The organism is Lentzea sp. NPDC004789, from assembly GCF_053601075.1.
In genome coordinates this window covers 450,653-467,328 of record NZ_JBSGBE010000003.1, presented here as the reverse complement: position 1 = coordinate 467,328, position 16,676 = coordinate 450,653, and the positions used below count along the sequence as shown (strand labels likewise).

Below are 16,676 nucleotides of genomic sequence, written 5' to 3'. Positions count from 1 at the left end.
AGCCATTCGACGTACGGTGGATTCGTGCCAGTGCGCGTTTTGTTGGTTGACGATCACGAAGTGGTGCGCAGGGGGCTGCGCGAGATGTTGGACGACGAGTCGGACATCTCGGTCATAGCCGAAGCCGGATCGGTGAACGAGGCGGTGACCGGCGCCCAGAACACCCCGCCCGATGTGGCCGTCGTGGACGTTCAGCTGCCCGACGGCAGCGGCGTCGACCTCTGCCGGTCGCTGCGCGATCTCGGCATCCGCTGCCTCGTGCTGACCGCGTTCGACGACGAGGAGGCGCTGGTGGGGGCCATCATGGCCGGCGCGTCCGGCTATCTGCTCAAGCAGGTGCGGGGCCAGGACGTCGTCACGGCCGTGCGCGAAGTCGCGGCTGGACGGTCCCTTCTGGACCCCGCCACGACGGCGCGCGTGCTCGAACGGATGCGCAATCCCGCCCCGGTCGGCCTCACCGATCAGGAACAGCGCGTGCTGGAGCTGATCGGCGAGGGCCTGACGAACCGCCAAATCGGTGAACGGCTCTTCCTCGCGGAGAAGACCGTGAAGAACTACGTGACGTCCGTGCTCGCCAAACTCGGCATGGAACGGCGCACGCAAGCCGCCGCCTGGGTGGCTAAACGGGGACGGACCAGGTGAGCGTCGTCCCGTTCGGTGAACTCGCGACGCGGAAATCGCCACTCGCGGACTTCGCCCGCTCGGCGAGGTGCCGCAATCCGCGCTGAGTAACCCCGGACGGGATGCCGCACCCGTTGTCCGCGACCCGCAGCAGCAGATGCTTCTCGTCACGCCGTACGTCGATCTGCACGTGCGTGGCTCCTGAGTGCCGCACGACGTTCGACAACGCCTCGCGCAACGCCGCCCGTGCGTCGTCGGCGTGCCGCCGCGGCACGTTCGCCAGATCGCCCGCGACGTGCAGGCGCGGCGAAAATCCGAGCAGCTCGCCGGCCGTGCGGACCTCGGCGTTGATCGAGTCGAGCAGGTCGGCCGAGTCGGCGGGATCGGTGTTGCGCAGCTTGCGGACGGTCGCGCGGACCTCGGCGATCGTCTCGTCGACCAGCTCGACGGCCTCCTCGATGCGGGCGCGCTGCGAGGCGTCGAGCTTCTTGCCCAGACGCCGTTCCAGCAGGCTGAGCTGCACGCCGGCGCCGTAGAGCCGCTGGATGATCACGTCGTGCAGGTCGCGGGCGATCCGTTCGCGCTCTTCGTAGACCGCGACGCGCTGCCGTGCCGTGAAGCCCTCGGCGAGCACGACGGCGAGGCCTGCCTGGGCCGCGAACGCCGTCAGCACGTCCACCGTCTCCTGCGTGAACGGCGATTTGTCTCTACGGCGATAAACCGCCAGAGCACCGATCTTGCGGTCCGAGGTGCCGAACGGCGCCACCGCGAACGGCCCGTAGCTCCGCAACGCCTGCGGCACGTACGGGGCCGTGCGCGGGTCGCTCGTGACGTCGTCGGCCATCACCGGCACCCCGGTGCGCGCGGCCTTCGCGGCGGCACTGCGCGGGCTCAGCGTCGCCACCACCGGTTCGCCGCTGGACGCCTCGACCGTGAGCGTGCCGTCGTCGTCCCCGGTGGCGAGCATGGCGAGCCCGAGGTCGGCGTCCGCGATCTCCGCGGCCGCCTCCACCACGAGCCGCAGCACGTTCTCCGGGTCTTCCAGCGCCGCCGACGTGATCTCGGTGGACGCGACGAGCACGCGCCGCGCCAGGGAGGGGTCCATGGTCCTCAACGGTATGCGGGCGTGCCGAGGTCCAGCACGAGGTCCGCCCTCGCCGCCTCGTCAGGGCGGTGGGTGATGTGCAGGATCGTGCGCTTGTCCTGCCGCAGCCGGTCCAGGAGCTTGCGCGCGGTCGGTTCGTCGAGGTGGGCCGTGGGCTCGTCGAGCAGCACCACGTCGGCGGGGTGCAGCAACGCCCTGGCCAGCGCAAGCCTTTGCGCCTCGCCACCCGACACCTGGTCGGGACGGATCACCGTGTCGAGCCGGTCGGTCCACTCCGGCAGGCAGGCCAGTTCCAGCGCCTCCCGCAGCTGCTCGTCGTCGTGCGGGCCCGACATCCGCAGGTTCTCCCGCACGGTCGTGCTGACCAGCATCGGTTCCTGCGGGCACCAGGTCACGTTGGGCAGCTCCACGATCCCGCGTTCCGGCGGCAGGAAGCCCAGGAGCAGCGCGAACAGCGTCGACTTGCCACTGCCCGACGGCCCGACGATCGCGACGTGCGTGCCCGGCTCGATGTTGAGGCGGAGGTCGCGCAACGTCGGCTCGGTCGCCCCGGGCCAGCGGACGTCGACGTTCTCCAGCCTGATCCGCTTGCCCCTGGGCGGCTCCTGGCGTTCCGGCGCGTCGAACTGCAGCCGCGCGCTCGCCTCCTGGAGCGCCTTGCGCTGCTGGGCGGCGAGCGGCAGAGCGGCCAGCGGTTCGGCCAGCGCGAGCGGGACCAGGCCGAGCACCGGGTTGCCGGTCGTGGCGCAGACGAGGGCAGCCACACCGGTCGCGAGCAGGACGATCGCGGTGGCCGCGCCCGTGCCAAACGCTTGCTTGCGGGTCTGTGCCGCCAGCTCGACGTCCTCGGCGTGGAGCTGCGCCAGCAGGCGGTGGTGGGCGTCGTGCGCGATGAGGTCCGGTGCCGCGGCCAGCGCGTTGATCGTGTCGGCGGCGACCTTGCGGCGGCCCCTGGCGAGCTTCGTGCTGGCCCGGCGTTCGGTCCACACGGCAACGGCCGGTGCGGCAAGACCGGCCGCCAGCAGCAGACCGCCCAGAGTCAGCGCGGCCACCGGGTCGATGAACGCGAACAGGATCGTCGTCGCGATGCCCGCGCCGATCGCCACAACGGGCGGCACCAACACACGCGGCACCAGATCGCGAACGGTGTCCGTGTCCTCCACGAGCCGTTGCAAGCCATCGCGGCGTTGTGTGCGAACGAGCCGCAACCACAGTTCGGCGCGCAGATCGGTCGCGAGCCGGAACGCCTCGTGGTGCGTGACCAGGCGCTCGACGTAGCGCAGCACGCCCTTGCTCAGCGCGAACGTCCGCACGCCCACGACCAGCACAGACAGCGTCAGGATCGGCGGCATCTCGGCGGCACGGGCGATCAGGTGGGCGGCGAGCGCGGTCAGCGCGATGCCCGCGACCGTCGCGAGCACCCCCAGCCCGGCGCCCTTCCACGGGATCGGCAGGCGCTTCGGGCGTTCCTGCTGCGTCTCCTCAGTGACGACCCTGCTGAACGTCTCCTCCTCCGTCGCTTCCTTCTCGCGGTGCGACGCGAGGACGACGGCGGCCGTGGCACTGGCTTTCTTGATCGCTTTGTCGACTTTGCGACTTGTCACCGGGTCGAGGTGCGCGGTCGGTTCGTCGAGCAGCAGAACCGTGGCGCCGTGACGAACCCTCAGCAGGGCGCGCGCGACTGCAACGCGTTGGCGTTCACCGGTCGAAAGGTCCGTGATCCGCCGATCGAGCAGATGCTCGGCCACGACCTCACGCGCGACTTCCTCGACGTCCTCCGCCCCGGGAACCGTCAGCTCCAGTTCGGCCCGCGGGGTGGCCGCGGCGAACGCCGGCCGCTGCGGCACGTACGCGATGTCCCCGGCGACGAACGCGGTGCCGTCCGTCGGCTCCAGGAAGCCCAGGAGCACCTGGAACGTCGTGGACTTGCCCGCGCCGCTCGCACCTTCGAGCCGGTGGATCTCACCGGGCCGGACGTCGAAGCTGAGACCGTCCGGCGCGAACCCCCCACGCCGAAGCACTCTCAAATTGTCGACAAATACCCGTCCGCTGAGCGCACGCGGGGAGCTTTCGTACTCTCCTGGCGCACGCAAGGTCCCCGCGTGCGATCCGTCAACGACGGCGGCGACTCGGCGGACGGCTTCCAGGCCGTCCTCGCTGGCGTGGTGGGCGGCACCGGCCGCGCGCAACGGCAGGTAGCACTCCGGCGCCAGGATCAACACGACCAGCGCGGTCATCAGCGTCAGGTCGCCGCCCACCAGCCGGATGCCGATGCCCACCGCGATCAGGGCGACCGACAAGCTGGCGGCGATCTCCAGCACGAGCGCGGACAGGAACGCGATCTTGAGCGTGCCCATCGTGGCCTTGCGGTGCTGCTCGCCGATCTGGCGGACCGCCGCCGCCTGCTGCTCGGCGCGACCGAAGACCGTCAGGACCGGGAGCGCGCGCAGCAGTTCGAGGAGCTGGGCGCTCAACAGCTCGGTGACGTCGGCGGCCTTCTGCACGCGCTTCTCGGTGTACCAGCCGATCAACGCGGCGAAGACCGGGATCAACGGCACGGTGATCGCGATCAGCACCGCCGACGGCCAGTCGGTGAAGAGGATCCACGCGCCCACCAGCGGCGGCACGATCACCGCGGTGACCAGCGCGGGCAGGTAGCGGGTGAAGTAGGCGTCGAGCGCGTCGAGGCCCTTGGTCGCGAGCACCGACAGTTCGGCCGTGCCGCGGTCGGCGATCCAGCCGGGACCGCGCTCGAACGCCTTGGCGAGCAGCTTCGTGCGCAGCTCCTCCTTCGCACCGGCGGCGGCGCGGGCGGCGGCAGATTCCGTTGCCCACGACAGACCTGCGCGCGCCACGATCGCCACGGCGAGCAGCGGCAGTCCTTCGCGGGTGGTGATCACGCTGGCCAGCGCGACGGCCTGGGCGACGAGCGCGAGAGCGTTGAGGAACGCCAGCGCGCCCACCCCGACGAGGGCGCGCCTGGCGTTCTTCGAGAGCTGGGGCAGAGCTCCCAGCGGGCCTCGGTTCATCTCAGTGCACCGGGATGTGCCGCACGCCGATGCGCTTGCGGAACACCCAGTAGGTCCAGCCCTGGTAGACGAGCACCGCGGGCGTGCCGAACGCCGCCACCCACGTCATGACCTTCAGCGTGTACGGGCTCGACGCGGTGTTGGCGATCGTGAGCGACCACGCGTCGTTGAGCGTCGACGGCAGGACGTTCGGGTAGAGCGAGCCGAACAGGATCGCGACGCTCGCCGCGATCGCCAGCCCCATCAACGCGAACGACTGGCCGTCGCGGTTCGCCGCCAGCCGCCACATCGCCACCACGAGGACCAGCACGACCGCGCCCGCCCACAGGCCCGCGACGATCGCCAGCAGGGCGACCAGCGGAAGGAGCGCCACGGGCGCCAGCATGAGCGCGATGTGGCGGGCCCGGTCGCGGATCTCGCCTTCGGTCTTCAACGCGGTGAAGACCGCGCCGTGCACCAGCGCGTAGCCGGCGAACGCCAGCGCGCCGACGACCGTGTCGAGCCGGAACGCGGCGAACACCGAGCCGACGCGGTCGCCGTTCGCGTCGATCGGCAGGCCCAGCACCGTGGTCGAGATCAGCAGGCCCACGCACAGCGTCGCGGTCCACGAGCCGGCGATGATCACGGTGTCCCACGCCTTGCGCCAGCGGTCCGACTCGACCTTGCCGCGGTAGTCGAACGCGACCCCGCGCCCGATCAACGCGATGAGGAACAACGTGAGTGGCAGGTACACGGCGCTCAGCAGCGCCGCGTACCAGCCCGGGAAGGCCGCGAACGTGGCACCGATCGCGACGATGAGCCACACCTCGTTGCCGTCCCACACCGGCCCGATGGTGTTGATCATGACCCGGCGTTCGGCGTTGGTGCGCCCGAGCACGGGCAGCAGCATGCCGACGCCGAAGTCGAAACCTTCGAGGAACAGGTAGCCGAGCCACAGCACGGCGATGAGCACGAACCAGAGCGTTTCCACGTCGCCTCTCCCCTAGTACGCGAACGCCAGGGCGCCGTTGTCGGTCTTCTGCGGCAACACGCCCGGAATCCCGCCTCTGACGTACTTGCGGATCAGGTAGAACTCCACGACCGCCAGCACGCTGTAGACCGCGGTCAACGCGACGAGCGAGGTCAGGATCTCGCCGGGCGCGCTGTTGCTGACCGCCTGCGCGGTGAACATCCAGACGCCGTCCACCCCGGTCGGATTGGGCACGACCACGAACGGCTGCCGCCCCATCTCGGTGAAGATCCAGCCGAAGCTGTTGGCGAGGAACGGGGTCGCGATGCCGGCGAGGCCCAGGGCCGGGAACCACCATCCGGTGGGCGTCCGGTTCTTGCGCGTCAGCCACAGCATGAAGACACCCAGACCGGCCGCGATCCCACCGAACCCGATCATCAACCGGAAGCCCCAGTACGTCACGGGCAGCGCGGGCACGTAGTCGATCGGCTTGCCGCTGAGCTCGCCGAGCCGTTCGTCGACCGGGTAGTTCGTACCGTACTTCTGCTGGTAGAGCGGCACGAGGTCCTGGATGCCCTTGACCTCGCTGCTGAAGTCGTTGTGCGCCAGGAAGCTCAGCAGTGCGGGCACGGTGATGCTCTTGACGTTCTCGCAGTCCGGCCGGGTGACGTCACCGATCGCGAAGACCGAGAAGCTCGCCGGCTGTTCGGTGTGGCACAACGCTTCCGCGGCGGCCATCTTCATCGGCTGCTGCTCGAACATCAGCTTGCCCTGCAGGTCACCGCTGATGCTCAGGGCCGCGAACGCGACCACGCCGACCCAGGTGCCGAGCTTGAGCGAGCCGCGCCAGACCCGGTCCTCTTCGGACTTCCGGTACAGGTGCCAGGCGGCGATGCCGACGAGGAAGGAGCCCGACACCGCGAACGCGCCCGCGATGGTGTGCGGGAAGGCGGCGAGCACCGTGTTGTTGGTCAGCACGGCCCAGATCGAGGTCAGCCGCGGCCGTCCGTCGTGCAGCTCGATGCCGACCGGGTGCTGCATCCACGAGTTGGCGGCGAGGATGAAGTACGCGCTGGCCATCGTGGCGAGGGAGAACGCCCAGGCGCAGGCGAGGTGGACCTTCTTCGGCAGCTTGTCCCAGCCGAAGATCCACAGGCCGAGGAACGTCGACTCGACGAAGAACGCGACGATGCCCTCCATCGCGAGCGGAGCGCCGAACACGTCACCGACGAACCGCGAGTAGGCGCTCCAGGCCATGCCGAACTGGAACTCCTGCACGATGCCCGTCACGACACCCATGGCGAAGTTGATCAGGAGGAGCTTCCCCCAGAACTTCGTCATCTTGTAGTAGCGCTCGTCGCCCGTGCGCACCCACGCGGTCTGCATCCCCGCGACCAGCAGGGAGAGGCCGATCGTCAGCGGCACCATCAGGAAGTGGTAGACGGTGGTGATGCCGAACTGCCACCGCGCGAGTTCGAGTACGTCCACGTCAACGAGCCTATGTGCGGATCATGACCCCTATCAGGTACGACGGTCCCGTCCCGGCTCGGGACCAAGGTCCCGTGCGCGAAGTCACGCCTTTCGGGTGACATGCGTCGGTTACGATGAATGCGCCAGAGGGGAGTAGTTCCCACCGGAGTTTTCGACCGGTGGCGTGGTGATCGACATACTGATCCGCCTTCGAGCAGATCCGGTCCCACACCCGTTTAGCGGGCGAACGAGACCTCCGGCCAGGCTGCAGCACGCCTGGTCGGGGTCTGTTGCGCCTCCGTCCGGGCTCGTAATCGGACGTGGAGGACTCTTGGCCACCTCATTGCTCGCCTTCATCACCGCCTTCGCGGTGGTGTTCCTCGTCGAGCTCCCCGACAAGACCATGGTCGCGACCCTGGTGCTGACCACGCGCTACCGCGCCTGGCCGGTGTTCGTCGGCGTCGTGGCCGCCTTCGCCGTGCAGACCGTGGTCGGCGCGGCGTTCGGCTCGGCCATCACCCTGCTGCCGGACCGCCTGGTCGCCGGCGTGGTCGCCCTGCTGTTCGGTGTGGGCGCGTTCATGCTGCTCCGCGAGGGCTTCTCGCGTGACGCCGACTCCGCCGACGAGGCCGGCGTGCGCACCGACGTGCCGTTCTGGCGGGCGGCCCTGACGTCGTTCGGCGTGCTGTTCGCCGCGGAGTGGGGTGACGCGTCGCAGCTCGCGACGGCGGGGATCACGGCCCGGTACGGGGCGCCGTTGGCGGTCGGGCTCGGCGCCTGGCTGGCGCTGGTCGCCGTGGCCGGACTGGCCGTGCTGGTGGGGCGCAAGCTCGCCGGACGGTTGCCGACGCACTGGATCCAGCGGGCGGCCGGGGTGATCTTCGCGGTCTTCGGCGTGATCGCGCTGACCCAGGTCTTCTGAGGGCTACCAGACCGGGCGAATTCCCGGCTGGTCGTCGCCGTGCACGTGCTGCAGGTAGGCGGTGAGGCCGGTCTTGATGGCGTCCACGGTCGGCTTGCCGATCGCCTCGGCCATCTCCCCCTCCAGGTCTGACCACAGGTTGTCCGCGAACTTCAGGTAGTCGCGGCCCTTCGTGGTCAGCGTGACGTACTGCGCGCGCTTGTCGGTGGGGTGCGGCTCGCGCAGGACGTAGCCCCACTCGTCGAGCTCGTTGACGATCTTCGCGGCCGCCTGCTTGGTGACGCCGAGGTGCTGTCCGATGTCGACGGTCGTGGCGCGCTTCTCCTTGAGGAACCGGAAGACGTAGCCGTGCGCGGGCCTCAGCGGTTCCAGGCCGATCTGCCTCAGGCGGTCGTGGAACTGGTCTCCCATGGCGCGGTAGGTCATCACCAGCAACATCGGCACCGGTTCCATCCGCACCTCCTACTAGACAACTGGGTTGACTACATTCTATTGTTAGACAACCTGGTTGACTACTTTGGAGGTTGTCTTGCTGGTTACGGGGGATTCCGTCGAGCCGTACGAGTTCGGCGGGTTCGAGTTCAGGCCGCTGGCCGTGCCGTCGCGCGGCAGCACCGAGATCGCGCTGTGGACCGTTGACGTGCCGGAAGGCGGCGACGGCAAGACGCACACCGCGTCGAAGGAGGAGGTGTTCTACGTGCTGTCCGGATCGGTGACGATCCAGGGGCAGACGGCGGGACCCGGTGACGCGATCGTGGTGCAGCCGAACACCGAGCTGTCGCTGACCGGTGGGCCGGCGCGGGTGCTGGTGGCGACCTCGGTCGGGATCATCGGGACGCTGGCCGACGGGACCACGGTCACGCCGCCCTGGTCGCTCTAGCTAGTTCGCCGGCGAGCCCTCTTCCGGGGGCTCCGATTCGGTGTCCGGGACCTCCTCGCGGAGGTCGCGGGCGATCTTCTTGGCCTCGTCGATGAGCTCTTGGGACTCGTCGAGGCGCTGTTCGTCCGGTGCGGTCACGGCTGGAGGATCGGCGGATTCGCCGATCGCCAAACTCACGCCAGCAGGCTCCGGACGTGGGCGGCGAGGCGTTCCGCGATCTGAGAGTCCCACTCGTCGTCGGAGGCGGGCTGAGGGGTCTCGCCCGCGACGACGCGTTCACCGAGCAGGCGCCGCTCGGCGGGCGTGAAGTCGGTGATGGCGCGGCGGAGCAGCGGCAGGGCGTCGTCGAACGCCTCTCCGCGCAGGCCCGTCAGCCACTCGTCGATGAGGCCGAACAGCCTCGGGTCGGCGGCGAGCAGGGTGGCCGAACCTCGCAGGAAGCCGGCGACGAAGGCCGTGGCGACGCTTCTGTGCAGTTTGGCGGCCACGTCGTCGCTGGTCAGCTCGCCCGCTTCCCAGAGCAGGCGGGTGGCCCTGCCGGTCGGGAGGCCGTGCGCCTCCGCCTTCACAAGCGCGTGCAGGGCCCGCCACCAGGTCTTCTGGTGGTCCTCGTCGGCGGCGAGACGGGTGGCCTCGTGGGCGCCGTCGACGATCGCGAGCGCGTTCTCGGCGGTTTCGTCGTCGACGTTGCGGCAGGCGAGCGGGAGGCCCACCGAGCCTCGCGTCAGCAGACCGTGCAGAGCCACGCGCAGCAGCTCCGGATCGGTGCCGCGGACCGAGCCGTAACGGACCGTTCTGGCCAGGTCCGGGAGGGCCGCGAGGAGCTCCAGCGCGTCGGTGGCCATTGCGGCGCAACGGTCCAGGGCGTCGCGGGACTCGATGACGGCTTTCGGGAGCTCGCAGCCGACCACCTTGCTCAGGGTGGCCGCGGCCGTGGCCACTCGGGTCGCGTCCCGGGCCGCCTGCGTGAGGACGTTCTCTGCTGCCGTGTGGACGGTGGTGCCGTGGCGGGCCGCCACCGCCACGGACACCGCGAAGACCGGGTCCCAGCGGAGCTGCCAGACCTCGGCGAAGGTGCCGAGCGAGTTGGAGCGGTCCGGCTTGCCCCAGGGCACGCCCAGGACCTCCAGCCGCTGCAGCAGTTTCGAGCGTTCGCGGTCGGTGTCCTTGCGGAGGTCCAGCCTGAGCTGCTTGGGCTGGACGTCCGCGGGGAGGCGGAGCTTTCGCTGCAGCCGTTGGAGATCGGCGGCCAGCGGCGAGCGCGGAACGGCTTCGCCGACCTCGCCGAGGCGTTCGCCCACGACCAGTTTGCGGTGCACCAGTTGCAGCGGAACCTCGTCGCCGCCGCAGAGGACGGCCAGCGCCGCCTCGTTGACCTCACTCAGGCCCGCGGACGGGCGTTCCCTCAGCGCCGCAAGGGTTTCCGCGAGACGGACGGCTTCCACCGCGCTCGCCGTGGAGGCCGGGAGGTCTTCTTCGCGCAGCACGGCCGCGGCTTTGGCGAACCAGCGCGGAACGACGTCGTGCTGATGCTGCCAGAGATGCGCGTACCAGCCGGGCGAGTCGACGCCCGCGCCGTAGCCGGACTCCGCCGCCAGCTGGCCGTGGCTCCACGGCACCCAGGTGCCGGAGATCTTGCGGCGGGGCAGGCCTTTGAGCAGTGCGGTGTCGGCGGCGACCGTGGGCTTGGCGAGCAGCGCGGGGACGTGCCAGGCGCCGCAGACCACCGCTATCGGGCCGTCGGTTTCCTTGCGCGCCTTGCGGATCGTCTGCCGCATGAACGCTTCTCGCCGCAACGTGCGCTCGCCGACCTCGTCCTCGAACTCGTCGCGCACGGCGACCATGGCCTCGGCGATGGCGCCGGCCAGGTCGATCGGGTCGCTCGCGCTGTGCTCGACGACGTCCTCCCACCAGCGTTCCGGGTCGTCGAAGCCCGCGGCCTCGGCCAGCAGCCCGATGGGGTCGACGTTGCCGCTCGGGCCGTCGTCACCGATCGAGGCGGCCGCCGGGAGGTCGAAGAACCGCGCCGGGACGCCGTTCTCGCTGGCGTAGCGGAGAGCCTGCCACTCCGGGGAGAACTCGGCGAACGGCCAGAAGGCGGCGTTCTCCGGCTCCGCCTCGTCGTGCAGCAGGATCGCCACCGGCGGGGTGAGGGCGTGGACGTGGTCGAGCAGCACGTCGGCCTCCGGCGGCCCTTCGATCAGGATGAGCGCGGGCCGGGTCTGTTCGAGCGCCCGGCGGACCATCCGGGCCGAGCCGGGGCCGTGGTGCCGGATGCCCAGCAGGACCGGGTCAGTGTCCATTTCTAGGCACCGCTCACGTCCAGGCAGGCCCGGTAGAGGTCACGCCACTCGGCGCGCTCCTTCAGCACCGTCTCCAGGTACTCCTGCCACACCGTCGCGTCCGACACGCGGTCCTTGATGATCGACCCGATGAGCCCGCTCGCCAGCTCGTCCGCGCCCAGCGTGCCGTCGCCGAAGTGGCCGGCGAGCGCCATGCCGTTGGCGATCACCGAGATCGCCTCCGCCGTGGACAGGCTGCCGCTGGGCTTCTTCAGCTGCGTACGACCGTCCACAGTGGAACCGTTGCGCAGCTCGCGGAAGATCCGCACGACCCGGCGCACCTCGTCGAGCGCGGGCGGCTCGGCGGGCAGCTGCAGCGCCTTGCCGAGCTGCTGGGCGCGCGTCACGACGATCTCGACCTCGGCGTCCTCGGTCGCGGGCGGCGGCAGCACGACGGTGTTGAAGCGCCGGGCGAGCGCTGACGACATCTGGTTCACGCCGCGGTCGCGGTCGTTGGCCGTGGCGATGACGGTGAAGCCGGGAACGGCCTGCACCTGCGTGTTGAGCTCGGGGACCGGCAGCGACTTCTCGCTCAGGATCGTGATGAACGAGTCCTGGACCTCGGACGGCATGCGGGTCAGCTCCTCGACCCGCACGACAGCGCCCTGCTGCATCGCCTTGAGCACCGGGCTCGGCACGAGCGCCTTCTCGCTCGGCCCTTCGGCGATGAGGCGGGCGTAGTTCCAGCCGTAGCGGACCTGGTCCTCGCTGGTGCCCGCCGTGCCCTGCACGACGAGCGTGGAGTCACCGCTGATCGCCGCGGCGAGGTGCTCCGACAGCCACGACTTCGCCGTGCCGGGCACCCCGACGAGCAGCAGCGCGCGGTCCGTGACGAGCGTGCCCACCGCGACCTCGACGAGCCTTCTGGCGCCCACGTACTTCGGCGTGATGACGGTGCCGTCGGGCAGCGTGCCACCGAGGACGTAGGTGACGACGGCCTGCGGGGACAGGTTCCAGTTGGGCGGCCGCTGACGGTCGTCCTGGGCCGCGACGGCTGCCAGCTCGGCGGCGTACTGCTGTTCGGCCGTCGGCCTGAGCACGGCGGTCACTGGGCCTCCCGGATTGCGTTGCCTTGGTTCGAAGTGTGCCCGGTCACGGGAGGTCGCCGGCGGGTGGGGCGAACGACTCGCGCAGGCGGATGCGGAGCCGGAGCACCTCCAGCTCCAGCGAGTTCTCCGGCCACCGGCGGGTGAGCCCCTCCCAGTTGGCGCCGAGCAGGTCCGCGTCCCCTCTCGCCAGCAACACCGCCGGCGGCCGCCCAGCGCGCCACCGCGGATCCGGCAGCGCGGCATACCGGTGCAGCAGCGCACGGGTGGTCTCCGGCGACCACGGCGCCGGAAGCTGGGCGCAGGCGTGGTCGAGGAGGTCGTAGTGCCAGTTCACCGACACCGCCACGACCGCCTGCTCGGCCACGGAGGCGGGCAGGGCCGCGAGCATCTCCAGCTGTTCCATGCCGGTGAGGGTCTCGGCGGCGGCCACCGCCCACGGCCGGGCATCGGTGGCGGCGGCCAACTGGTCGGCGACGCCCCGCAGCAGAGCACCCGCCCAGGGCCCGCGCCGGAGAACGCGGGCCGCCCCTCTGTCGTCGGTCTGCAGACGAGCGGTCCAGTACTCGGGCGCGACGCTGGCCGCCGCGGCCCGGATGCGGCCGGCCACGCCCTTCTCGGAGCCGTCGCGCATGAGGTCGCGCTGCTCTTCCGCGGTCGGCTGCGCGGTCCAGAGCTCGTCGGACTGGACGTCGAAGCCCTCGTCGGTGAGCCAAAGGCCTTGCCCCAGCCGTTCGGCCGCCCTCACCGCCAGCGCCGAGGCCGGGAGCTTGCGCAGGAGGCGGAGCGCCTCGTCGTGGACGGCCGCGGCCCTGTCGTCGAGAGCGGCTTCGAGGATGTCCTCGTCGGCGGGACTCAGCGCCGTTTCGAGCGCGCTGATCAGCACCTGCCGGTCGGCAGACCGCCGCGAGGCCTCGAACTCGGCGGCGATGAAGGCCCTGGTCCCGACCGGATCGGTCCTGCGCCTGCGACGGAGGGCCCGAACCCGTTGCGCGCTGGGCAGGTCGAGCACCTCGGCCAGCGGAACCTCGTCCACCAGCGGCGCGGCCCCCGAAGCCCAGGACCAACCCGCGCGAGTGGTGGCGAGCCAGCGGCCGCGGGTGCCGAGCACCTCGACCACGGCGGCACGCAGCCCGGGGCGGGCGGTGCCCATGGCCAGCAGAGCGGGGAGCACGCGGTGCTCGGCGACGACGTGGTTGGCCTTGGCGAGGGCACACCACTCGGTGAGCAGCACCTCGTCGTCGACGCTCATGATCGCTTCGAGCACGGCCCTGGCGGCGGGGCGCGGGAAGGCGGCCGGCTCGGGCGGGGCCGGGGGCAGCGGGTCGGCGGTCACCTCCTGGGGGAGGGTGGCGCCGAACGCGGCCACGCCCAGGGCGGCGCAGTCGGCCAGCAGGGCGGTCGGGTCGCCGCCGCCTCTCGTGGTGCCGATGAGGAGGTCTTGGACGGTCTTGGACCAGTCGGCCTTCATGCCGCCGCCTCCTGGGAGGTGGAGGCCTGTTCGGGGGTGCCGCCGGGCTCGGCGGGCTGGTGGAGGGCGGGCCGGTGGAGGGCGGGCCGGGAGCCTGCGGGAGACGGGGCTGAGCGCGAGCTTTCGGGGATGCGGGCTAGCAGCGCGGCTGTGGCGGGCGGGTGGGGCTGGGTCGGCTGCGCGGGCTTGGCGTGGCGGACGAACCGGGCCGCTGTCGAGTGGCTTGCGACCGCGGAATGGGCTGCGGTCAACGGGTGGCCACTGATTGCCGAATGGTCGGCGACTGCGGAGGCGTTGGCGGTCGCGGGACGGCCGGCGGACGCGGGACGGCCGGCGGACGCGAGTGAGGCCGATGTGGCGTGCGCAGGCCGTGCTTCCGCGGCGTGTGCGGGGCGAGCCACGGCGGCGCGTGCGGGCCGGGCTGCGGCGGCGTGCGCGGGACGCTGAGCGGGCCGTGGAGGCGTTGTGGTCACGTGACCACCTCAAGGGTGCCGTCGACCGCTACCGCGCCCAGGCGGAGGGCGTGGCCGTCCCAGAGGCCCCACGCGTCGAACGGGGCGCCGCCGGTCAGGGCCAGGGCCAGGTCGAGGCCGCTGTCGTCGCGGACCGGGAGGCCGTGGCCGGACCGGTCGGTCAGGGCGGTGCCGTGGAGGCGGACGGCTCGGCAGCCGAGCGGGAAGAGGCGTTGCCACGGGTCGGCCATCAGCATCGGTTCCAGCGTTGCCAGGGAGGCGCGCCAGGACTCGGGGGCCGGCAGCGGGTCGGGGGTGCGGGAGCCGAAGAGCTCGCCGAGGGCCACTCGGTCGGAGCCGGGGTACGGGTGGACCAGGGCCGAGGACTCCTGGCCGTGCGGGAGGAGCGGGACGGGGGCGCCGACGGCCGAGTGGCGGATGGCGACCACCCAGCGGTCGGTCTGGCGGCCCCGGCACCACTGGCGGACGGTGCGGACTCGGCCGTCGTCGGTTTCCAGGCGGAGCAGCGCCACCCAGTGGTCGGTGATTCCAGGTGCGGCTCGGACGGTCTCCTCGGGGATCGTCACGCCCAGGCGGGTGCGCGGTTGGACGGCGCACAGCAGGTGCAGGCCGCCCAGGCGGTCGGCCACGTCGGAGGTCCAGCGGGGGCCGGAGCGGGCGACGATCTCCTGGATCTCGGTCACCGCGGCGGCGACGCCGGGCACTTGGGCGTCGATCATGCGGGCCGCGAAGGACTGCCACCAGGACGCGGGACGGCCCGGTAGCGACGCCACGCCGGCGGACGCCACGTCGCGCAGCCAGTCGCGCAGGCCGTCGATGCCCGCGGACATCGCGGCGGCCCTGCGGTCGGCCGTTTTCTCCCGCGCCCGCAAGCGACGGGCCACGGCTTCCGGGGAGGTGTCGAGCTCGCGGGCCGCGCGGCGGGTGGTCCACTCCTGCACCCAGTCCGGCGGCAGGGCGTCCGGGAGGTCGAGCTCCTGCAGGCCCACGGCGTGCTTGCAGGGGAACTTGCGGGACGGGCACGTGCACTTCGCGGAGCCGGCCGCCAGGTCGACGCACACGCGGTACGGCACCGAGCCCGAACCGGTGTAGAGGCCCCACAGCACCGGCAGGGCCTTGCCCAGGCCCTGCCAGCGCGTCGGAACGGCTCGTGTCCTCACAGGAACCAACGGTAGCGAGGACCCCTGACAAAAAATCAGGCCGGACCGCGGCGGGCCCACGTCCAGGCGTAGGACGGGTCCTCGCAGGCCTCCGCGGCCTCGCCCAGCTCCAGCGGGCGGAACGTGTCGACCATGACCGCGGTCTCGTCGAAGTAGTCCACGCCCAGCGACGCCTCGACCGCACCGGGCTGCGGGCCGTGCGTGCAGCCCGACGGGTGCAACGACATCGAGCCGATGCCGATGCCGGAACCCTTGCGCGCCTCGTAGTTGCCGCCGACGTAGAACATCAGCTCGTCCGAGTCGACGTTCGCGTGGTTGTACGGCACCGGCACGGCGAGCGGGTGGTAGTCGACCTTGCGCGGGCAGAACGAGCACACCACGAAGTTCGGGCCCTCGAACGTCTGGTGCACGGGCGGCGGCTGGTGCACGCGGCCGGTGATCGGTTCGAAGTCGCGGATGTTGAACGCCCACGGGTACAGGCACCCGTCCCAGCCGACGACGTCGAACGGGTGGTTGGCGTAGGTGAAGCGCGTCAGCCCCGCACGGTGCCGCACGAGCACATCGACGTCCTCACCGTCGACCAACAACGGCTCGGCGGGGCCGCGGATGTCCCGCTCGCAGTACGGCGAGTGCTCAAGGAACTGGCCCTTCGCCGACAGGTACCGGCGCGGCGGCCCGATGTGCCCGGTCGCCTCCAGCACCAGCAACGACATCGGCGACGACGGCACCACCCGGTAGGTGCACGAGGTCGGGATCACCACGTAGTCGCCGTCACCGACGGACAACGCCCCGTAGATCGTCTCGACGACCCCGGCACCGGACTGCACGTACAGCAGCTCGTCACCGAAAGCGTTGCGGTACAACGGAGAAGGCGCGGAAGCGACGACAAAACCAATGGTCACGTCCGGGTTGCCGAACAACCGGCGACGACCGGTGACCGCGTCGACCTCGTCAGAAGCCCAGGTCAGGTCCTGGGTCTTGAAGTGCCGCGGCTTCAGCGGCAGGTTCGGCGCGACGGTCCCGCGTTCGTCCTTCACCGTCTCCGCGTTCACGATCGCGGTCGGCAGGTACCGGTGGTAGAGCAGGGCCGAGTCGGACGAGAACCCCTCGACCCCCATCAGCTCTTCCGCGTAGAGCCCACCGTCCGGTTTGCGGAACTGGGTGTGGCGCTTTCGGGGGATCTCCCCGACCTGGCGGTAGTAGGCCAT

General features: G+C 71.0%; 14 protein-coding genes. 3 read left to right on the top strand and 11 right to left on the bottom strand.

The genetic code is table 11. The features are described 5' to 3' along the window. The first annotated feature begins 24 nt into the window (after positions 1-24). On the top strand, positions 25-642 hold the full coding sequence (locus tag ACWEIJ_RS09920) for a response regulator (protein ID WP_449836873.1): 618 nt from the start codon (positions 25-27) through the stop codon (positions 640-642). Here the strand turns inward: ACWEIJ_RS09920 and ACWEIJ_RS09915 are convergent. The 4 genes from ACWEIJ_RS09915 to ACWEIJ_RS09900 are packed head-to-tail and all read right to left on the bottom strand — an operon-like array spanning position 620 to position 7,192. Beyond that, the gene (locus tag ACWEIJ_RS09915; RefSeq protein ID WP_449836761.1) at positions 620-1,726 is read right to left on the bottom strand and encodes a GAF domain-containing sensor histidine kinase; all 1,107 of its coding nucleotides are present in this window, start codon (positions 1,724-1,726) and stop codon (positions 620-622) included. The two genes, ACWEIJ_RS09920 and ACWEIJ_RS09915, sit on opposite strands and share 23 nt — an antisense overlap. A gap of 5 nt (positions 1,727-1,731) precedes the next feature. Next, entirely contained in the window at positions 1,732-4,755 is a 3,024-nt protein-coding gene (gene cydD, locus ACWEIJ_RS09910) for a thiol reductant ABC exporter subunit CydD (RefSeq protein WP_449836760.1), read from the bottom strand. A 1-nt stretch (position 4,756) separates the two neighbouring features. Further along, positions 4,757-5,725, bottom strand: a complete 969-nt coding sequence (gene cydB / locus ACWEIJ_RS09905) for a cytochrome d ubiquinol oxidase subunit II (protein WP_449836759.1) — start codon at positions 5,723-5,725, stop codon at positions 4,757-4,759. Between the two features lie 12 nt (positions 5,726-5,737). After that, positions 5,738-7,192, bottom strand: coding sequence for a cytochrome ubiquinol oxidase subunit I (locus ACWEIJ_RS09900; protein ID WP_449836758.1), 1,455 nt, complete (start codon positions 7,190-7,192; stop codon positions 5,738-5,740). Positions 7,193-7,517: 325 nt separating this feature from the next. Between ACWEIJ_RS09900 and ACWEIJ_RS09895 the strand changes: the two genes are divergently transcribed. After that, positions 7,518-8,096: a TMEM165/GDT1 family protein gene (locus tag ACWEIJ_RS09895; protein WP_449836872.1), complete on the top strand. Its 579-nt coding sequence runs from the start codon at positions 7,518-7,520 to the stop codon at positions 8,094-8,096. A 3-nt stretch (positions 8,097-8,099) separates the two neighbouring features. Here ACWEIJ_RS09895 and ACWEIJ_RS09890 read toward each other — a convergent pair whose 3' ends face one another. Beyond that, entirely contained in the window at positions 8,100-8,549 is a 450-nt protein-coding gene (locus ACWEIJ_RS09890) for a MarR family winged helix-turn-helix transcriptional regulator (protein ID WP_449836757.1), read from the bottom strand. Positions 8,550-8,625: 76 nt separating this feature from the next. Between ACWEIJ_RS09890 and ACWEIJ_RS09885 the strand changes: the two genes are divergently transcribed. Further along, complete coding sequence (locus tag ACWEIJ_RS09885; protein WP_449836756.1) at positions 8,626-8,976, top strand: cupin domain-containing protein; 351 nt, start codon at positions 8,626-8,628, stop codon at positions 8,974-8,976. Here ACWEIJ_RS09885 and ACWEIJ_RS09880 read toward each other — a convergent pair whose 3' ends face one another. The 6 genes from ACWEIJ_RS09880 to ACWEIJ_RS09855 all read right to left on the bottom strand — a co-directional run bounded on the left by ACWEIJ_RS09880 (position 8,977) and on the right by ACWEIJ_RS09855 (position 16,676). Further along, positions 8,977-9,114 carry a hypothetical protein gene (locus ACWEIJ_RS09880; protein ID WP_449836755.1) on the bottom strand — a complete coding sequence of 46 codons (138 nt, stop codon included), beginning with the start codon at positions 9,112-9,114 and terminating at the stop codon, positions 8,977-8,979. 35 nt (positions 9,115-9,149) lie between these two features. Continuing rightward, a complete protein-coding gene (locus ACWEIJ_RS09875) occupies positions 9,150-11,279 on the bottom strand; it encodes a DUF5682 family protein (protein WP_449836754.1) in 2,130 nt (709 codons plus the stop codon). A gap of 2 nt (positions 11,280-11,281) precedes the next feature. Then, complete coding sequence (locus ACWEIJ_RS09870) at positions 11,282-12,367, bottom strand: ATP-binding protein (RefSeq protein ID WP_449836753.1); 1,086 nt, start codon at positions 12,365-12,367, stop codon at positions 11,282-11,284. A 43-nt stretch (positions 12,368-12,410) separates the two neighbouring features. Next, on the bottom strand, positions 12,411-13,835 hold the full coding sequence (locus ACWEIJ_RS09865; RefSeq protein ID WP_449836752.1) for a DUF5691 domain-containing protein: 1,425 nt from the start codon (positions 13,833-13,835) through the stop codon (positions 12,411-12,413). 469 nt (positions 13,836-14,304) lie between these two features. Then, positions 14,305-15,468: an SWIM zinc finger family protein gene (locus ACWEIJ_RS09860; protein ID WP_449836751.1), complete on the bottom strand. Its 1,164-nt coding sequence runs from the start codon at positions 15,466-15,468 to the stop codon at positions 14,305-14,307. Positions 15,469-15,503: 35 nt separating this feature from the next. Further along, positions 15,504-16,676 carry a homogentisate 1,2-dioxygenase gene (locus ACWEIJ_RS09855; protein WP_449836750.1) on the bottom strand — a complete coding sequence of 391 codons (1,173 nt, stop codon included), beginning with the start codon at positions 16,674-16,676 and terminating at the stop codon, positions 15,504-15,506.